This window comes from Halobacteriovorax sp. CON-3, assembly GCF_043196995.1.
Taxonomy (GTDB): Bacteria; Bdellovibrionota; Bacteriovoracia; order Bacteriovoracales; family Bacteriovoracaceae; genus Halobacteriovorax_A.
On record NZ_JBEBNA010000001.1, the window covers coordinates 2182762 to 2198700 of the forward strand.

The window sequence follows — 15939 nt, forward strand, 5'->3', positions numbered from 1 at the left end:
AAAAAAAAAGAGGGCCTTGTTGGCCCTCTCTATTTAAGCGGCAACGCCAGCTTTAGTTTTTTCTTGATGTTTTTCGTCCACTTTTTTCATTTGAACTTCTTTCTTATAACCTGCCCAGTCTACTAGGGCGATATCAAGAACTTCATCAATTGTTTTAACAGGAACAAAATTGATTTTCTCTCTTAGGTTCTCTGGAATATCAACAAGGTCTTTCTTGTTACCCCATGGAATAACAACTGTAGAGATTCCCATTCTAAGTGCAGCAAGTGCTTTTTCTTTAAGTCCACCAATTGGAAGAACTTTTCCTGTTAAAGTAATCTCACCAGTCATTGCAACATCACGGCTAACTGGAACACCTGTACAATTTGATACTAGGGCAGTTGCTAATGTGATACCTGCAGAAGGTCCATCTTTTGGAGTGGCACCAGCTGGTAAGTGTACGTGGAACTCGTGATTTTCAAAAATATCTTCATCGATTCCCATGTAAAGTGCACGAGATCTGATGTAGTTAATTGCCGTTTTTGCAGACTCTTTCATTACGTCACCAAGCTGACCAGTAAGAGTTAGTCCTTGTCCTTTCATCTTTGTTGTTTCGATGTAAAGAACTTCACCACCGTGAGATGTCCAAGCTAGTCCAGTTGATACACCAACTTCATCTTCATCTTTGTGATCTTCTTTTACGAAGATAGGTGGTCCTAGGTATTTAACAACAGTATCTTTTACGATATGTGTTTTACCCATATCGCCTTTAGCAATCTTCATTGCTACTTTACGACATAGAGTACCGATTCTTCTTTCTAAGTTACGTAGTCCAGCTTCAGAAGTGTAGTGCTCGATAACACTTTCAACACCTTCATCAGTGAATACCACGTGCTCATTGTTGATCCCATTTTCATCCATTTGCTTTGGAATGATATATCTCTTAGAGATTTCAACTTTTTCTTCTCTTGTGTAACCAGATAGATTGATTACTTCCATACGATCTCTTAGTGGACCTGGAATATTTTCAAGCATATTTGAAGTTGCAATAAACATACAGTTTGAAAGATCAAATGGTACGTTTAGGTAGTGATCTCTAAACTCTACGTTTTGTTCTGGATCTAGAACTTCTAGTAGGGCCGCTGATGGATCACCTTTATAGTCACCAGATAGCTTGTCGATTTCGTCAAGTAGAACAACTGGGTTATTTGTTTTTGCTTGCTTCATCGCTTGAATAAAACGACCTGGCATTGCTCCAACATATGTTCTTCTATGACCTCTAATCTCTGCTTCATCTTTTACACCACCAAGAGAAATTCTTACAAATTCTCTTCCTGTTGCACGAGCAATAGACTTCCCAAGTGAAGTTTTACCAACACCAGGAGGACCTTGGAAACATAGGATTGGTCCTTTCATATCATCACCCTTAAGTTGTCTAACTGCTAGGTGCTCAAGAATTCTTTCTTTGATTTGAGTAAGTTCAAAGTGGTCTTCATCAAGGATCTCAAGAGCAGAGTTAAGATCAATATGCTCTTCAGATTTTTTACTCCATGGAAGATCACACATCCACTCAATATAGTTTCTCATAATACTTGCTTCAGACGAGTCTGGGTGCATTTTTTCAAGACGCGCAAGTTGCTTAGTTGTTTCTTTAAGAACTTCTTCTGGCATTCCTGCTTCTTCAACTCTTTTTCTGAACTCTGCAAACTCATCTTGTTCTGAGTTACCATCACCAAGTTCTGACTTAATCGCTTTGATTTGTTCTTTTAGGAACACATCTCTTTGATTAGCATTCTCAGATGAAGCATTTGTTTTCATCTTTTGTTGCATCATTAGGATTTCTAATTCGCGGTTTAGAATATCATTGATTGCATGTAGACGATCAACTGGATCTAGTGTTTCAAGAATTGTTTGTGCTTCTGAAACATGTAGATTTAAATTTGATGCAATTAAATCTGCAAGTCTCGAGGCATCTGTAATATCTTCAAGAACCATTAGAATATCTGGAGAAAGAACTTTTCCAAGTTGAATAACTTTTTCAAGTTGTTCCTTGATCGTTCTCATAAGTGCTGTCGTTGCAATATTTGAACTATCAGTCACTGTATCTTCAACCTTTTCTACTTTTGTAATATAGAAAGGTGATTGTTGTTCAAATGAAGTGATTCTAGCTTTTGATAAACCTTGTACTAGAATTTTAATTCTTCCATCTGGAAGTTTTCTCATTCTCATGATCATGGCAACAGTACCAAGTTCATAAATCTCTTCTGGTGCAGGATGTTCTGCAACAATATCTTTCTGACTCGAAAGTAGAATCAGACGATCTGAATGATTAATAGCGTGGTCAATAGCTTTGATTGATGCTTCTCTACCAACAAATAGAGGTAAAATCATAAATGGATAAATAACTAAGTCTCGGATTGGTAAGAGGGCCAATTCTTCCTTAAACTCAATGTTCTCACCCTCGTAATTTGTAACCATAAATCTTTCCTCCAACAGGTCGGCGCAATATAGGCAATTTGTTCTTAATTAACATCGGGCAATAAAAAAAACTCTTTAATAAAAAGAGCGAAAATGCGTGATTTTTTTGAGTTTTTTAACTGATTTTTTTGCTATGATTTAGTTAATGTGTTGTAATTTCATAAAGTGAAAAGAGACCGATATAGTCGGTTATTAGGAGTTTTTAAAATGTCAGAACATACGACAAAGAAAGTTGCGGTAGTTGTACTTGCTGCAGGTAAGGGAACAAGATTAAAAATGGATATCCCAAAACCACTTGCACCATTACACCAAAATACTTTAGTCGATTATGTCATCGAAACATTTAAAGATTTTGGCGACATCACTTTAGTAACAGGACATCAACGTGAACTTGTTGAAGAACATGTTAATGAACGCTTTACAGGTATAAATTACGTTTATCAAAAAGAGCAATTAGGGACAGGGCATGCAGTTCAGACTTATTTGAACGATTTTGAAAACTCTCGTGGCTATGATTATACAATTGTGACATGTGCGGATACACCGCTAATTACAAAAGAAACAATTAGCGCTCTGATTGAAGAAATTGAAAAAGGTCCAAATGCTGTTTGTGCAACTTTTACAGCAAGTAATCCTACAGGTTACGGAAGAATTATTCGCAAGGGTACTGGCTTTCAAATCGTTGAAGAAAAAGATGCAACAGATGAGCAAAGGCTTGTAACTGAAGTTAACTCTGGTCTCTATATTTTTAAAACTCTTTATTTAATGGATCATGTTTTTAATCTTTCAGATAATAACAAATCAGGAGAATTCTATTTAACTGATACATTCAACCCTGAAGCGAATGTTACTCCACTTTTATTTGAGGATGCTCGTGAATTCTTAGGTGTAAATAACTTAATTCAACTCTCAAATGCAGATATTTATTTAAGACGCTCAATCGCTCGCTACCTAATGCTAGAAGCGGGGGTGCGCTTTTCAGATCCATCACACACATATTGTTATTCAAAAAATATTGGTCAAGGAACACACCTTTTCCAAAATGCTTTTATCGATGACAAAACAGTGATTGGAAAGAATGTAGTCATCGAGCAAGGCGTAACAATTAAGAATTCAATTATTGAAGATGGTGCGATCATTAAGGCCAATTCATATATTACAGATTCAAAAGTATCTAAAGGTGCTTCAATTGGGCCTATGGCACAGCTTCGACCTGGAAGTGATATTGGTGAAGGCGCAAAAATCGGAAACTTCGTCGAGATTAAAAAATCTAAGATTGGTAAGAAGTCTGCAGTTTCTCACTTAAGTTATGCAGGTGATGCTGAGATTGGAGACAATGTAAATATTGGCTGTGGCTTCATTACTTGTAATTACGATGGGGCCAATAAGCATAAAACAATTATTGGTGATGGATCATTTATTGGATCAGATTCACAAATGATTGCTCCTATTGAGATTGGTAAAGAATGCTATGTCGCATCAGGTTCAACTATTAGCAAAAGTATGCCAGATGGTTCATTTGCAATTGCCAGAGGGCGTCAAGAGACGAAAGAGGGCATGGCAAAGCGTTTCATTAGGAAAAAAAGCGACAAATAGGCCCGCAAAAATTTTATTTTCGCCCGCAAAATGGTATCTTTCTTAAATTAGTATTTTTTAAACATATAAGGAAGTGACTATGTGCGGAATTGTTGGGCATTTAGGGCCATCAAATTCAGTTGACGTTGTTCTAGAAGGACTTAGAAGATTAGAGTATCGTGGCTACGATTCAGCTGGAGTTAGTTTCATCAGTAAAAATGATGAACTTCTCGTTTATAAAAAAGAAGGTAAAATCGCTAACCTTGAAGCCGAGCTTGAAGGCAAAGATATTCATGCAAGATCTTGCATTGGGCACACTCGTTGGGCCACTCACGGTGGTGTAACAGATTATAATGCTCACCCACACGTATCAACAAAAGATGGAATTGCAATGGTTCACAATGGAATCATTGAGAATGCTACTGAAATCAGAAATGAACTAAAAGAGCATGGAATCTACTTTGAATCTGAAACAGATTCTGAGACTTTTCTTGGGCTTCTTATTTTTCACAAGCGTCAAGGAACTCCAATTAAAGAAGCAGTCATCAAATCTTTTGAAAGAATTGAAGGATTTTCTGCATTTGTTATTCTAAATCGTGAAACAGATGAAATCTTTGCAATTAAAAAAGGTGCTCCACTAGTATGTGGAAGTAATGAAGTAAACTCTGAAGTATTTGTTTCAAGTGATCCATATGCTCTTGCAGGTATGGCAAACCGTATTTACTTCCCTGAAGATAATGTTCTTTGCCATTTAAGTGTTAAGAATAATCAACTACTGAACTTCTATGAGTTAGATGGAACAAAGACTCAAAGGTATATGTCAAAAGAGCAGACGATCGATCACGATCCTGCTTCAAAGGGTGAATTCGAGCACTATATGCTTAAAGAAATTCACGAGCAGCCAGAGCTAATTCGTTCTCTTACTCAATACTACTTTCAAGGAGAAGGGAAAGAGAGTTTAGAGGCAGCAACAAAACTTCCAATGGAAGCTGTTAGTATTACTGCCTGTGGGACTGCTTACTATGCAGGTCTTATGATTAAGGATTACTTTGAGTCAAGTAACCGCATTAGATGTTTTGCAGAAGTTGCAAGTGAGTTCCGTTACAGAAATCCAATTCTGAATCAGAATGAATTAGCGATGTTTATTTCACAGTCCGGTGAAACTGCAGATACGCTTGCGGCCCAAACAATGTGTAAAGAAAGAGGCATGAAATCTCTTTCAATTGTAAATACTGAAGGCTCTACGCTGTACCGTGATTGTGATGTCAATCTTATGATTCGTGCAGGTATTGAAATTGGTGTTGCTTCAACAAAGGCTTTCACTCAACAAGTTCTAACAGGGAAAACACTTTCTGAAGTAATTGCAAATGGAAGTATGAATGATGAATTAAGAAATTCGTTATCAGCACGTTATAGCTTACTTGCTCAAAGAGTAGAGCAGTTACTTGATAATACGAAGCCTATTAAAGATGTTGCAGATGCAATCTATAAGTTTAAAGGTTTCTTTTATACAGGACGTGGGTCTTACTTCCCAATTGCACTTGAGGGTGCCTTAAAACTAAAGGAAATCGCATACGTTCATGCCGAAGGTTATGCTTCAGGGGAACTTAAGCACGGTCCAATCGCCTTAATTGACGAAGAAAAAGTAAATATCGCCTTAGTTGGTGAAGAGCTATATGAGAAAACAGTTTCAAATATTCAAGAAATTAAAGCTCGTAAGGGTCTAATCGTTTCAATTGGTCCAAAAGGTAAGGAAGATTTAAGAGAAATTTCAGATCACTATATCGAACTTAACTTTGAAGGACTTGGAGATTTAGCACCTCTTTATGTAAACGTAGTTAACCAACTACTTGCATATTATATTGCTAAGAATTTAGGAACAGATATTGATAAACCAAGAAATCTGGCGAAGTCAGTAACTGTAGAATAAAAAAGAGTAAATTAGGAATTTAAATGAAGTTAGATCATCTCAACATTCAACAACGTCAAGCCGTTAAAGAGATTGATGGACCAATGATGATCCTTGCTGGTGCAGGATCAGGAAAGACGAGAACGCTTGTAACAAAGATTGCTTATCTTTTAGAAGAAAAGAATATTTCTCCTTTTCAATTATTGGCCCTAACTTTCTCGAATAAGGCCGCAAAAGAAATGCGTGACCGTGTCGGACGTGATGTTAGTTGTGATGTGGGTGCTCTTCAAGTGACTACATTCCACTCTTTCTGTGCAAAAATGCTAAGGTCTGAGGCAAACTACTTAGGCCTTAGTCGTAATTTTACGATTTATGATACGTCTGAACAAAAGAGTGTTGTAAAAGCGATCTTGAATCGTCGTGGAATTTCTCAAAAAGAAACAGCTCCGTCTGAAGTACTATACTTTATTGAAGACCTTAAGAATCACGGGCATTACCCTGATCGTGATATTTCAGATAAAGATTATGAAGTAGAAAGAGATGATATCTTCTACGATATGTATCTTGAGTATGAAAAGGAACTTCACAAGGCCAATGCGACAGATTTTGGTGGTCTTATCTGTGGTGTTATTCAGCTCTTCGAAAAGTTTTCTGAAGTGCTTGAAAGATACCAGGATCGTTTCCGCTATATCCTTGTGGATGAGTATCAGGATACGAACCGTGCTCAATTTGATCTAGTTACAAAGCTTGCTATGAAAAGAAGAAATATCTGTGTTGTTGGGGATGAGGATCAGTCGATCTATTCTTGGCGTGGAGCAGATATTCGAAATATTCTAGACTTCGAAGAAGTGTACAGTGATGCTCAAATTTTAAAACTAGAGCAGAATTACCGATCATCTAAAAATATCATTGAAGCCGCTGGAGCAGTTATCTGTCGAAATACTCAACGTAAGGGAAAGAGTATGTGGACTGATAACCCTGAAGGTGAGTCAATTGAGATTGTCGAATGTTCTAGTGATCGTGAAGAAGCTGACTTTGTCGCAGAACAATTAATTCATCATCATAATGAAGATGGAGTTAATTACGATGAAATGGCAGTTTTCTATCGAACTAATTCTCAATCAAGACAAATTGAAGATGCTCTTAGAAAATCTAATATCCCGTATCGAGTTGTCGGTGGGATTAAGTTCTACGAGAGAAAAGAAATTAAGGATTTAATTGCCTATATTAGACTTCTTGTTAATGACAAAGACTCATTGGCCTTAAGTCGTATTATTAATGTACCAACTCGTGGGATTGGTGCAACAACGTTAAGAAAAATCGAAGAAGAGGCAATCAAGTCTGATAGTTCTCTTTGGGAAGTTGTTAATAGAATTGTGGATAATCCAGAAGATTTTAAACATATTAGACTTTCGTCTCGTGTGAAGTCTTCTCTTTCGCAATTTGTTCACTTAATCACTGAAGCCAAAGTTGCGCATGATGAAGGTGAAGGTTTAGAGACTGTTTATGAAAAACTTCTCTATGAATCTGGTTACTGGGAAATGCTTCGAGCAGCAAAAGACTATGAGTCGCAAGCTCGTATGGAAAACTTAGAAGAGCTTGGTAGTGCCTTTACTCAATTTGAGGATCAAAATCCTGACGGCCGTTTTGGCGCCTTTTTAGAAACAATCACTCTTGATAATTCAGTGATTGGACAAGAGGAAGAAAATCAGGGGGAAGTATCCCTAATGACAATTCATGGCGCCAAAGGTCTTGAGTTCGAATATGTCTTCGTTACAGGTGTTGAGGAGACAGTCTTTCCAAGTTATCAGTCAATCGAAAATGGCGAAGTTGCAATTGAAGAAGAGCGTCGTCTTTTCTATGTTGCGATGACTAGAGCAATGAAAAGACTCTATATCACCTTTGCACAAGGGCGTATGTTATTTGGACAATTACGCTTCAATGGCTTTAGCCGCTTCATTCAAGAAATACCGAATAAATTTTATATCTGGAAGAAACTAGGTGGTGGGCGTCAGCAATCAATGGATAATGATTGGGACGACCTATGTGATCCGGTTTATGATGATGAGCCTGTTTACAGAGTTGAAAAATCGCCAAGTATAAGTGCAAAGAAAGTAACTTATCCTAAGGGATCAAAAATTGTTCACTCTCTTTATGGTGAAGGAACTGTTTTAGAGTGTATTGGCCCGACAGGAGATGAAAAGGTAACGATTAAATTTAATGACGGTGCACAGAAAAAATTCATGGCAAAATTTGCACCACTGACTTTAATCTAAAATACCATTGGAGGGTATGTGAAAACTAAGTCACCATTAAAAATAATATTTTTATTTTTAGGTTTTTTAATTGTCTTCTCTGCAATCATATTAATTGTTGCTAAAAAGAACTTAAAACCAGACGACATAAGGCAGGCTTTTACTACTCAACTTCAAAAGACTTTACCAAATGCTGAAGTATTAACTCAGTCTCTTGATTACTCCCTTGGCCTTAATTCTAAAGTTAATATTAGGGGCGTTGATATTCTTTATCCCCATGGTGGCCGAAAGCTTCCCCTTTGCTCATTTGATAATCTACAAATTGAAATCCCATTTTGGACGATGCTTATGGGATACGGGACGATCTCTGTAAATATTGATAATCCGAAAGTAAGTTATATCGAGTTCAAGAAGGGCTCTAATTGGGAAAACTCTTTTACTTCAAAAGAAGTGGTTAGCTTTAAAGAGGAAAAGAAAATTACAGCTAAAGAGAAAGGAAAAGATGAAAGTTCTGACTCTGGCTTGGCCGTTCTAAGTTTTTTTTCTGATGCATCTTTGAATTTTAATGTAACGAATATTAATGCAAACTATGCTCTTAGAAGTGGAAGCTTTGGTGAAGTTAATATTGAAAAACTTGCACTTAGAGATATTGGTTTCAATACAACGTCTGTTTTCGAGTTGAAGTCTCATTTCATTCTTTCAAAAGGGAAGCCAAATGAAACATCTTTTGATGTTTTAATAATTGGTGAAACTGTACTTGATAAGTGGCTTGAAGAGAAAAAGCTAAATTTCAATGCTGAAGTCGATATTAATAATGTTAAATCAAGTGTTCTTATAAAACCTCTAAAAAAGTTTTCTGTAAAAATGGATGGTGGTGTTGAGAAGAAGATTATGTCTTCAAAAGTTGTTGTTGCACTTGAAGAACATCAATTTATGAAATCAAATCTTGATTACGACTTAAGTAAAGAAATTTTAAAATTACATAATATAAATCTTATTAGTGATTTAAATAATATTACTTCTTACTTTGTTAATGTAAGTGCCTTTGGTGTGAAAATCAAAGATGGCCAACTTAAGGTCGAGGGAAGTCTAACTTCTAGAAATGATAAATTATTTCCAAATATAACAACTAGTGTGGATAGTAATATCGTTGCACTTGGCATCCCTGTTGTCGTTAATGTTAAGAATAACTTAAATAGTAAAAAGATAAGATCTGCAATTGAGTTAAAGCTTTTAGAGGGGATTGTGAAAATTGGTCAGTCGACTCCTTTTGTTCTTGGCGTTGATCGTTTTGATTACTTAAAGACTTCTGATATTAATATGCATCTGCAAGACATTCAGATTCCGACAGAGATGAAAGAGCATATGCCTAAGCAGAAAGTTGCTAAGGAAGAAGTAAAAGAAGAAAACTCTGATGTCGATATTTCTAGTACAAACGGAGAAGTCTTTTCAAATTATCCAGTTAAATCAAAAGTTAAGTTCTCCAATGTTATGCTAGGGGAGTCGCCGATTAATGGTCAAATAGGCCTGAGTGTAAACCGTAAAAAATTAAATATTTTATCAAATAGATTAAAACTTGGAACCGCACCGCTAAATCTTAAAGTTAATTCAGAGATTCATAAGAAAGGGAAAACAACAGAAGTAAATGCCTCATTTAGTGATGTAGATATTTCAAGTGCCGCCCTTTTTGTCCCACATGGTATTGTTAAGTCTGTTGAGGGGAAAGCATCAGGTAAGGTTGATGGAAAGTTAATTGGTAAAGGCTATGACTTCAATGTTGCATTAAATGTTAAAGAAGCAAAACTTCATAAGATAAATTTAGCAAATGTTGTAGGCAGTATATTCAACAAACTTGAAAAATTAACTAAAAAGGATATCTCAATTAATGGTGATATTACTGAATTATCATTTAATGGCCGATTAGATGATCGCTATCATCAATTTAAAAGTTATAAAGTAGTATTAGATGAAGGAAAGTACGCTTTAGAAGGAAATGGAAAGATTGATTTTAAGGCCCCAGGGGAGCTTCTTGGTGCTATTGTTGTAAATGAAGAAGAATTAAAGCATGACCTTGTAAGAGATTATGGAACTGCTAAGATTCCGTACCGCCTAGAAGGGATAGGCTATGCTTTAACCAGTGACTATGAGTACACTCTTGAAAAATTGGCCAAGAGTGCTGCTAAGAATTTATTGAAAAAAGAAACAGATAAAGTCCTTGAAAAGAATAAAGGCAAAATAAAAAAATTATTTAAAGGTATTTTCAAAAATGACTAAGAATTTAATTGGTTCTGTAGATATTGGTTCTAATTCTACACTACTACTTATTATCGATCGTGATACTAAAGAAATTGTACAAGAAATCTCGACAATTACAGGGCTCGGTAGAGGACTTGATAAAGAAGGTGTTTTTCAAGAGAAATCAATGGAAGATACTTTTAGGGCCTTGAAGGAATATCAGCAAGAGTGTCAGAGGCTGGGTTGTGATAAAATGATAATTACGGCAACTGAAGCTTCTCGTGTCGCTAAAAATGCTCCTGAGTTTTTCGCTAGAATTAAGTCTGAGCTCGGTTTGGATATTGAAATTATTTCTGGTGAGGGAGAAGCGTATTATACGGCCCTTGGAATTAATGAAATGATGAAGAAGAAGTCAAAGAAGCAGCTCATCTTAGATGTTGGTGGTGCCTCTAGTGAACTTATTCTTATTAAAACAAAACCTTTCGAAATTATTGAAACTGTTTCACTACCAATTGGTTCAGTGAGAGTTGATGATTGGATAAAGGATGGCCAATTAAGAACTAAGGTTGATGAAATTTTTGAAAAGTTTAATCTTGATTCATATGTTGGTCAGGATATTATTGGCGTTGCAGGTACCTTAACAAGCCTTGCCTTGATGTTTTCGGGTGCCCCGGCATATGACGCTGATGCAATAAATAACTACAGTATTGGCCTTGCTGACTTCAATGAGAGTACGGATCGTATTCAACTAGTTGAAGCAAAGGCGCTTGGTAAACAATTTTCTTTCCTAGGAAAGAGATCAAAAACAATACAGTCTGGAGCAATTTGTGCACAGACTATTTTAAACAAGATTGAAGCGAAGAATATCCATTTTTCTACATATGGGCTTCGTTATGGTACAGCACTGAGGGGAGAGATTGATGACGTTTACCGCGTATGAAAGTAGTAAGGTTGAAGTTGAAAACTTACTATTTAAAGAGAGTACAAGTGCTGAATTTATTTTTCTTGTAAAATCTGGAACTCTTTTAACAGTTAAAGAACAAAACGGAAGATTAGTGCCAACTGGTACCCATAAGAAAGGTGACTTCCTTGGAGTTTCTGGTGGAATTAACCGTAAGGTTTATGATGAATCATGCTTTACTATTGAAGATGTTGAAGTCGTGCCTATTCCAATAAGTGAAGTCTCAAAGATTATTGATTCAAATGAACTGTGGCTTAAGAAAATTGTTAATACAACAATTGATCGTCTTGATAGTGCCATTAATATTTTAGCTGAGCATAAAATATTTGATACAGCTAAAAGTAGTGATTTTGTTTTTTCAGATGAAGTTGAGGCCAAGTTTAGGAAGTTAATTAATGAATAAGTTATTGATTCTATTTTGTACTCTCTTCGTATTTTCTTGTACTGATAGGAGTAGTGATTGGCACGGTGGAGCTGACTCAAATAAGAATGGTGTCCGTGATGACATTGACTCATGGATTGAAAAGAAAACGAAGGGTGATGAGAGGCTTAAGAAGGCCCTTGTAAATCTTGCTAAGATTAATCCCGCCAAATGTGAATATTCAATTAAGGCGAAATGTCTGGATCAGTTAAGTGATGATGGAATTCTTCTTCAGATTGAACTACTTGATTTACAGCTTAATACAAAAGAGTTGAGGGCAGAATTTGAGGGCAATGTTAAGAACTGCCCCCAAATTGATGATCGAAAAATTAATTATAAATGTGATTTATAGACTTAGTCGTCCTCTGTTATTGAGGGCGACAATTGTGTCAGTTACACGCTTTCTTGCTCTTTGAATATCGCGTGCCTCATTTGCTCCAAGGTTTTTGACAAGATAAGAGTAAGCTTCTTCTGCAGCTTCTCTTGGTAGAATAGTAAGAACTTTCTTTTGAAAAGATTTCTCACACTCCTTAAGAGCAACACCAATAACAGGTGCTTTAATAAACTTAACAACTTGGTTTAGATCAATCTCGTCTAGTGCGTAGATTGTATCGAAAGTAATACTTTCAGCATAAAGCTCTTTGGCAAGAGTAGGGTTTCTCATTTGAATATTCTTCAAGAGAGTGGCCCTTTCATCTGCATTCATAAATTTTAGCATCTCAATAATCTGGGCCTTTCCATTTATAAATACACCACCATTTTGCTTATTCGCTTCCATTTACTTTCCTTTGGGAGATTATGCCTCTTCCCACTTCATTTTTTCTTTCATGTATTTCTCGCGCGCTTGATCAAGTGTATCTCGATGCGACTCATTCATTTGCGCGATCTGATTATCATGAGTTTCCTTAAGTTCTGCAACTCTCGCCTCATGAGTCTTCTTCATATTTTCAAGCTCAAGCTCCATACGACCGTGTTCTTCTTTAACGAGTTCAGTTTGCTTGTCTCTAATTTGCTTTAATTTAAGTTCTGTACTGTTTTCAACACTTTTAATTTCAGTTTCGTAGTGTTTATTGAGTCTCTTTAGGTCGGCAAGGTGCTTCTTCTCAGTCTTCTGATATTCCTGAGAGTTCTCAAGCTTGGCCTTCTTAAGTTGATAGGCATGGCGCTTATACTCTTGCTGTTTGAATCTCTCTAGCTGTTGGCGATTGATTTCTGTTGACATAAATTACTCTTCTTTGACTAGGACATAAAAGCGTCCTAATATATTTTAGTAAGTATTTAACTGTAAGTGAATGGAGGCAAATATGTCCTTAAATAAAGGCCGTCGCGTATTTTTAGTAGGTGGAAAACGAACGCCATTTGGTAAATTTGGTGGTTCTTTAACGGATATTAAGCCAGTTGACTTAGCTGTTACTGCCACAAATTCACTACTTAGTGAAACAGGTGTGAAGGCCGACTTAATTGATCAAGTAATTTTGGGAAATGTTGTCCCTTCATCAACTGATACTATGTACGGTGGGAGGCATCTTGCTCTTAAGGCCGGATGTTCACAAGAAACACCTGGAATCACAATTAATAGACTTTGTGGATCAGGTATACAGGCCATCTTAGATGCCGTTCGCTTAATTAAATTAGAAGAGGCCAATTGTGTGCTTGCTGGTGGAACTGAGAATATGTCGATGGTTCCACATTTAACATATGGTGCACGTTTTGGTACGAAATACGGATCATTGAAGAATGTGGATATGCTTCTTGATGCTCTAACTGATCAACACGCAGGCTGCCCAATGGGGATAACTGCAGAAAATCTTGGGGCAAAGTACGAAGTTTCTCGCTCTGATTGTGATGAATTTTCTCTCTTATCACATCAGCGTGCAACAGCGGCCTACGAAGATGTAAAGCTTCAAAAAGAAATTTGTGAAGTCGAAATCAGAAAGGGTTCAGTTTCAAAGGATGAACATTTAAGAGAAGGTGCTTCTCTTGAAGATATGAATAAACTACGTTCAACTTTTGTTAAAGATGGACTTGTTACTGCTGGTTCTGCATCTGGTATTGTTGATGGAGCGGCGGTTGCACTTGTGGCAAGTGAAGACTTTGTAAAAGAGCATGGGCTAAAACCAATTGCTGAAATTATCGATGGTGCTGTTGTCGGTGTCGATCCAACGATTATGGGGATTGGTCCAGTTCCGGCCATTCGTAAACTTCTTGCAGATAATAAGATGGAACTTGATCAAATTGATCTTGTGGAAATAAATGAAGCCTTTGCAGCCCAAGCACTTGCTTGTATGAAAGAGCTTGCTCTTGATGTAAATAAGGTTAATATCTGGGGAGGAGCAATTGCTCTAGGACATCCTCTTGCTGCATCTGGTACTCGTATTACAACGACTTTAGCAAACCAACTTGCAAGTGAAGGCAAAGAGTATGGTATTGCTAGTGCTTGTATTGGTGGTGGCCAGGGAATTGGTATCTTAATTAAAAGAGTTTAAATGAAAAAAGTTAACGATGAATTAAAGTTCTTTCATCATGATTATGCATCTTTTCGCGACTGGCTTTGCCTCGATATTCAAAATGTAACTTGGCAGGGAAAGTATCGCGAAGACTTTGAACGTTTTTGGGATGTATTCTTTGATGAAGACTTAACTCTTTTTGAGATCTCAAAAAGATTCTACTATATCATCGATAATATTCATGTTGGCCCACTTGAGTCATGGTTTACTTGGCTTAGGGATAAATTTATTTGTTTTGTTTTTATTTCACGTGATGTTTCAATTGAAGAGCTTGCTAGTAATTTACATCAAAGTGAACGCGATACTTCAATCTTACTACGTAGTTTCTTTGTTGAGGTCTTTCCTCAGCATGAAGCTTATATCAATGAACATTTTACTTTAAATGATATTCTTTCAGGCAATCGAAATGTTAATGCAAATCAGCTCGTTACTGACCTTGGTATCGATCTATCATTTTCAGGCAGTCATAATCACGAGATTTTAACTTCTATGGAAGTAACTCTTTACCAAGAGTGGATCTACTTTGTTAAGAAAATGGAGAAAGACTTTCGTGGAACAAACTTTAATATCTCGAGGCTAAAACTTAGAGATAATTTAAGTTCAAAGATGCAAAGTCTCGCTCAAATTTTTGCCTTTATTGGAGTTGCCATCTTTCTCGTTTGGGCAATTGAATTTGCCAATAGAACCTACGAAAAATATCTCTCGGATAAAATTAGCGTCTATGAGCCTCAATTTCGCTGGGAGAATGAAGGTTTAAAATTCACAGAAGAAACGATTGCTGATCAAGAACAAATCGCACAATTTGAATTAGATATTAAAGATATTGAAAATGTTGATGACACTGAAAACTTTCTTGGTGAAACTCTAGAAGATGAAGAGCGTGATGAAGTTGAATCAGAAGTTGTCCTAACTTCAATTGATACCCTTCCACGTGATATTTCTTCGGCCGATAGAGAACAGTCATCTTTTGAAGAAGATATTAAAGGTGGTGGTTATCGTGATAGTCGTTACGGTAATACAAAAGTTTATCGTGTTATGATGAACTCAGCCGATACTGATGAAACGAGAAAACGCCTCAGTAAACTTCTGGATCTTTATCAAGTAACTCAAGTTGATAATGTGAAGCCTGGACTCGCAGTTCCTGGTGGGTTCTACTATAACCTCTATGTTCCAAGATCTTATCTAAAAGAATTTATGGCCCAAGTAAAAGGGGACGACTCCGTAATTATTTACGAATCGAGAACTCGTACTCGTCGAAATCCTGCTGGAAAGAATAAGGTATTTATTTGGCTTAAGGCTATCTAGAAATGAGGTGCCATGCTCTTTTGGTTTCGCATGTGCACAACAAAGGGTGCATGGCACCCTACAGGATCTACATCTGCCCATCTGGAATACTAAAGCATCCGCAAAATTGATTGGCTAAGGCCAATCTATTGTTTGCGGTGCTAGCCCACTAATCTTTAGCTAGAAAACTATTCGAGAGGAGTGCGTTTATGCACGACGGTTCGTCTCAAGGGCCGACGATTTGGAAAACTGTCGCGAAGGATCTACATCTGCCCATCTGGAATACTAAAGCATCCGCAAAATTGATTGGCTAAGGCCAATCTATTGTTTGCGGT

12 protein-coding genes are annotated in these 15939 nt (G+C 36.8%); 9 read left to right on the forward strand and 3 right to left on the reverse strand.

Going from position 1 to position 15939, the window contains the following annotated elements:
- Positions 1-33: 33 nt before the first annotated feature.
- Positions 34-2457: an endopeptidase La gene (lon, locus tag ABMA72_RS10475; RefSeq protein WP_392861077.1), complete on the reverse strand. Its 2424-nt coding sequence runs from the start codon at positions 2455-2457 to the stop codon at positions 34-36.
- A gap of 207 nt (positions 2458-2664) precedes the next feature.
- Here lon and glmU point away from each other — a divergent pair, with 207 nt between their 5' ends.
- The 7 genes from glmU (at position 2665) to ABMA72_RS10510 (ending at position 12165) form a co-directional block, all read left to right on the forward strand.
- On the forward strand, positions 2665-4053 hold the full coding sequence (gene glmU, locus ABMA72_RS10480) for a bifunctional UDP-N-acetylglucosamine diphosphorylase/glucosamine-1-phosphate N-acetyltransferase GlmU (RefSeq protein ID WP_392861075.1): 1389 nt from the start codon (positions 2665-2667) through the stop codon (positions 4051-4053).
- Between the two features lie 79 nt (positions 4054-4132).
- Complete coding sequence (gene glmS, locus ABMA72_RS10485; protein ID WP_392861074.1) at positions 4133-5962, forward strand: glutamine--fructose-6-phosphate transaminase (isomerizing); 1830 nt, start codon at positions 4133-4135, stop codon at positions 5960-5962.
- A 23-nt stretch (positions 5963-5985) separates the two neighbouring features.
- Positions 5986-8217 carry an ATP-dependent helicase gene (locus ABMA72_RS10490; RefSeq protein WP_392861072.1) on the forward strand — a complete coding sequence of 744 codons (2232 nt, stop codon included), beginning with the start codon at positions 5986-5988 and terminating at the stop codon, positions 8215-8217.
- 18 nt (positions 8218-8235) lie between these two features.
- Positions 8236-10470 carry a hypothetical protein gene (locus ABMA72_RS10495; RefSeq protein ID WP_392861070.1) on the forward strand — a complete coding sequence of 745 codons (2235 nt, stop codon included), beginning with the start codon at positions 8236-8238 and terminating at the stop codon, positions 10468-10470.
- A complete protein-coding gene (locus ABMA72_RS10500) occupies positions 10463-11371 on the forward strand; it encodes a hypothetical protein (protein WP_392861069.1) in 909 nt (302 codons plus the stop codon). The genes ABMA72_RS10495 and ABMA72_RS10500 overlap by 8 nt, the downstream gene beginning before the upstream one ends.
- Positions 11352-11795, forward strand: coding sequence for a cyclic nucleotide-binding domain-containing protein (locus ABMA72_RS10505; RefSeq protein ID WP_392861067.1), 444 nt, complete (start codon positions 11352-11354; stop codon positions 11793-11795). The genes ABMA72_RS10500 and ABMA72_RS10505 overlap by 20 nt, the downstream gene beginning before the upstream one ends.
- Positions 11788-12165, forward strand: a complete 378-nt coding sequence (locus tag ABMA72_RS10510; protein WP_392861065.1) for a hypothetical protein — start codon at positions 11788-11790, stop codon at positions 12163-12165. The genes ABMA72_RS10505 and ABMA72_RS10510 overlap by 8 nt, the downstream gene beginning before the upstream one ends.
- Here the strand turns inward: ABMA72_RS10510 and ABMA72_RS10515 are convergent.
- Together ABMA72_RS10515 and ABMA72_RS10520 are read right to left on the reverse strand one after the other, a co-directional pair.
- Positions 12160-12591, reverse strand: a complete 432-nt coding sequence (locus ABMA72_RS10515; RefSeq protein ID WP_103218405.1) for a FliG C-terminal domain-containing protein — start codon at positions 12589-12591, stop codon at positions 12160-12162. The genes ABMA72_RS10510 and ABMA72_RS10515 overlap by 6 nt on opposite strands.
- 18 nt (positions 12592-12609) lie before the next feature.
- Complete coding sequence (locus ABMA72_RS10520; protein ID WP_392861063.1) at positions 12610-13035, reverse strand: hypothetical protein; 426 nt, start codon at positions 13033-13035, stop codon at positions 12610-12612.
- Between the two features lie 82 nt (positions 13036-13117).
- Here ABMA72_RS10520 and ABMA72_RS10525 point away from each other — a divergent pair, with 82 nt between their 5' ends.
- Together ABMA72_RS10525 and ABMA72_RS10530 are read left to right on the forward strand one after the other, a co-directional pair.
- Positions 13118-14299 carry a thiolase family protein gene (locus ABMA72_RS10525; RefSeq protein WP_392861061.1) on the forward strand — a complete coding sequence of 394 codons (1182 nt, stop codon included), beginning with the start codon at positions 13118-13120 and terminating at the stop codon, positions 14297-14299.
- Positions 14300-15625 carry a hypothetical protein gene (locus ABMA72_RS10530; RefSeq protein WP_392861059.1) on the forward strand — a complete coding sequence of 442 codons (1326 nt, stop codon included), beginning with the start codon at positions 14300-14302 and terminating at the stop codon, positions 15623-15625.
- Positions 15626-15939: the final 314 nt, after the last annotated feature.

Excerpts from the sequence above, each read along its gene's own strand:
- ABMA72_RS10500 (WP_392861069.1), top strand. The coding sequence starts at position 10,463 with ATGACTAAGAATTTAATTGGTTCTGTAGATATTGGTTCTAATTCTACA.
- glmS (WP_392861074.1), top strand. The coding sequence starts at position 4,133 with ATGTGCGGAATTGTTGGGCATTTAGGGCCATCAAATTCAGTTGACGTT.
- lon (WP_392861077.1), bottom strand. The coding sequence starts at position 2,457 with ATGGTTACAAATTACGAGGGTGAGAACATTGAGTTTAAGGAAGAATTG.
- ABMA72_RS10525 (WP_392861061.1), top strand. The coding sequence starts at position 13,118 with ATGTCCTTAAATAAAGGCCGTCGCGTATTTTTAGTAGGTGGAAAACGA.
- ABMA72_RS10505 (WP_392861067.1), top strand. The coding sequence starts at position 11,352 with ATGACGTTTACCGCGTATGAAAGTAGTAAGGTTGAAGTTGAAAACTTA.
- glmU (WP_392861075.1), top strand. The coding sequence starts at position 2,665 with ATGTCAGAACATACGACAAAGAAAGTTGCGGTAGTTGTACTTGCTGCA.
- ABMA72_RS10515 (WP_103218405.1), bottom strand. The coding sequence starts at position 12,591 with ATGGAAGCGAATAAGCAAAATGGTGGTGTATTTATAAATGGAAAGGCC.
- ABMA72_RS10530 (WP_392861059.1), top strand. The coding sequence starts at position 14,300 with ATGAAAAAAGTTAACGATGAATTAAAGTTCTTTCATCATGATTATGCA.
- ABMA72_RS10490 (WP_392861072.1), top strand. The coding sequence starts at position 5,986 with ATGAAGTTAGATCATCTCAACATTCAACAACGTCAAGCCGTTAAAGAG.
- ABMA72_RS10510 (WP_392861065.1), top strand. The coding sequence starts at position 11,788 with ATGAATAAGTTATTGATTCTATTTTGTACTCTCTTCGTATTTTCTTGT.
- ABMA72_RS10520 (WP_392861063.1), bottom strand. The coding sequence starts at position 13,035 with ATGTCAACAGAAATCAATCGCCAACAGCTAGAGAGATTCAAACAGCAA.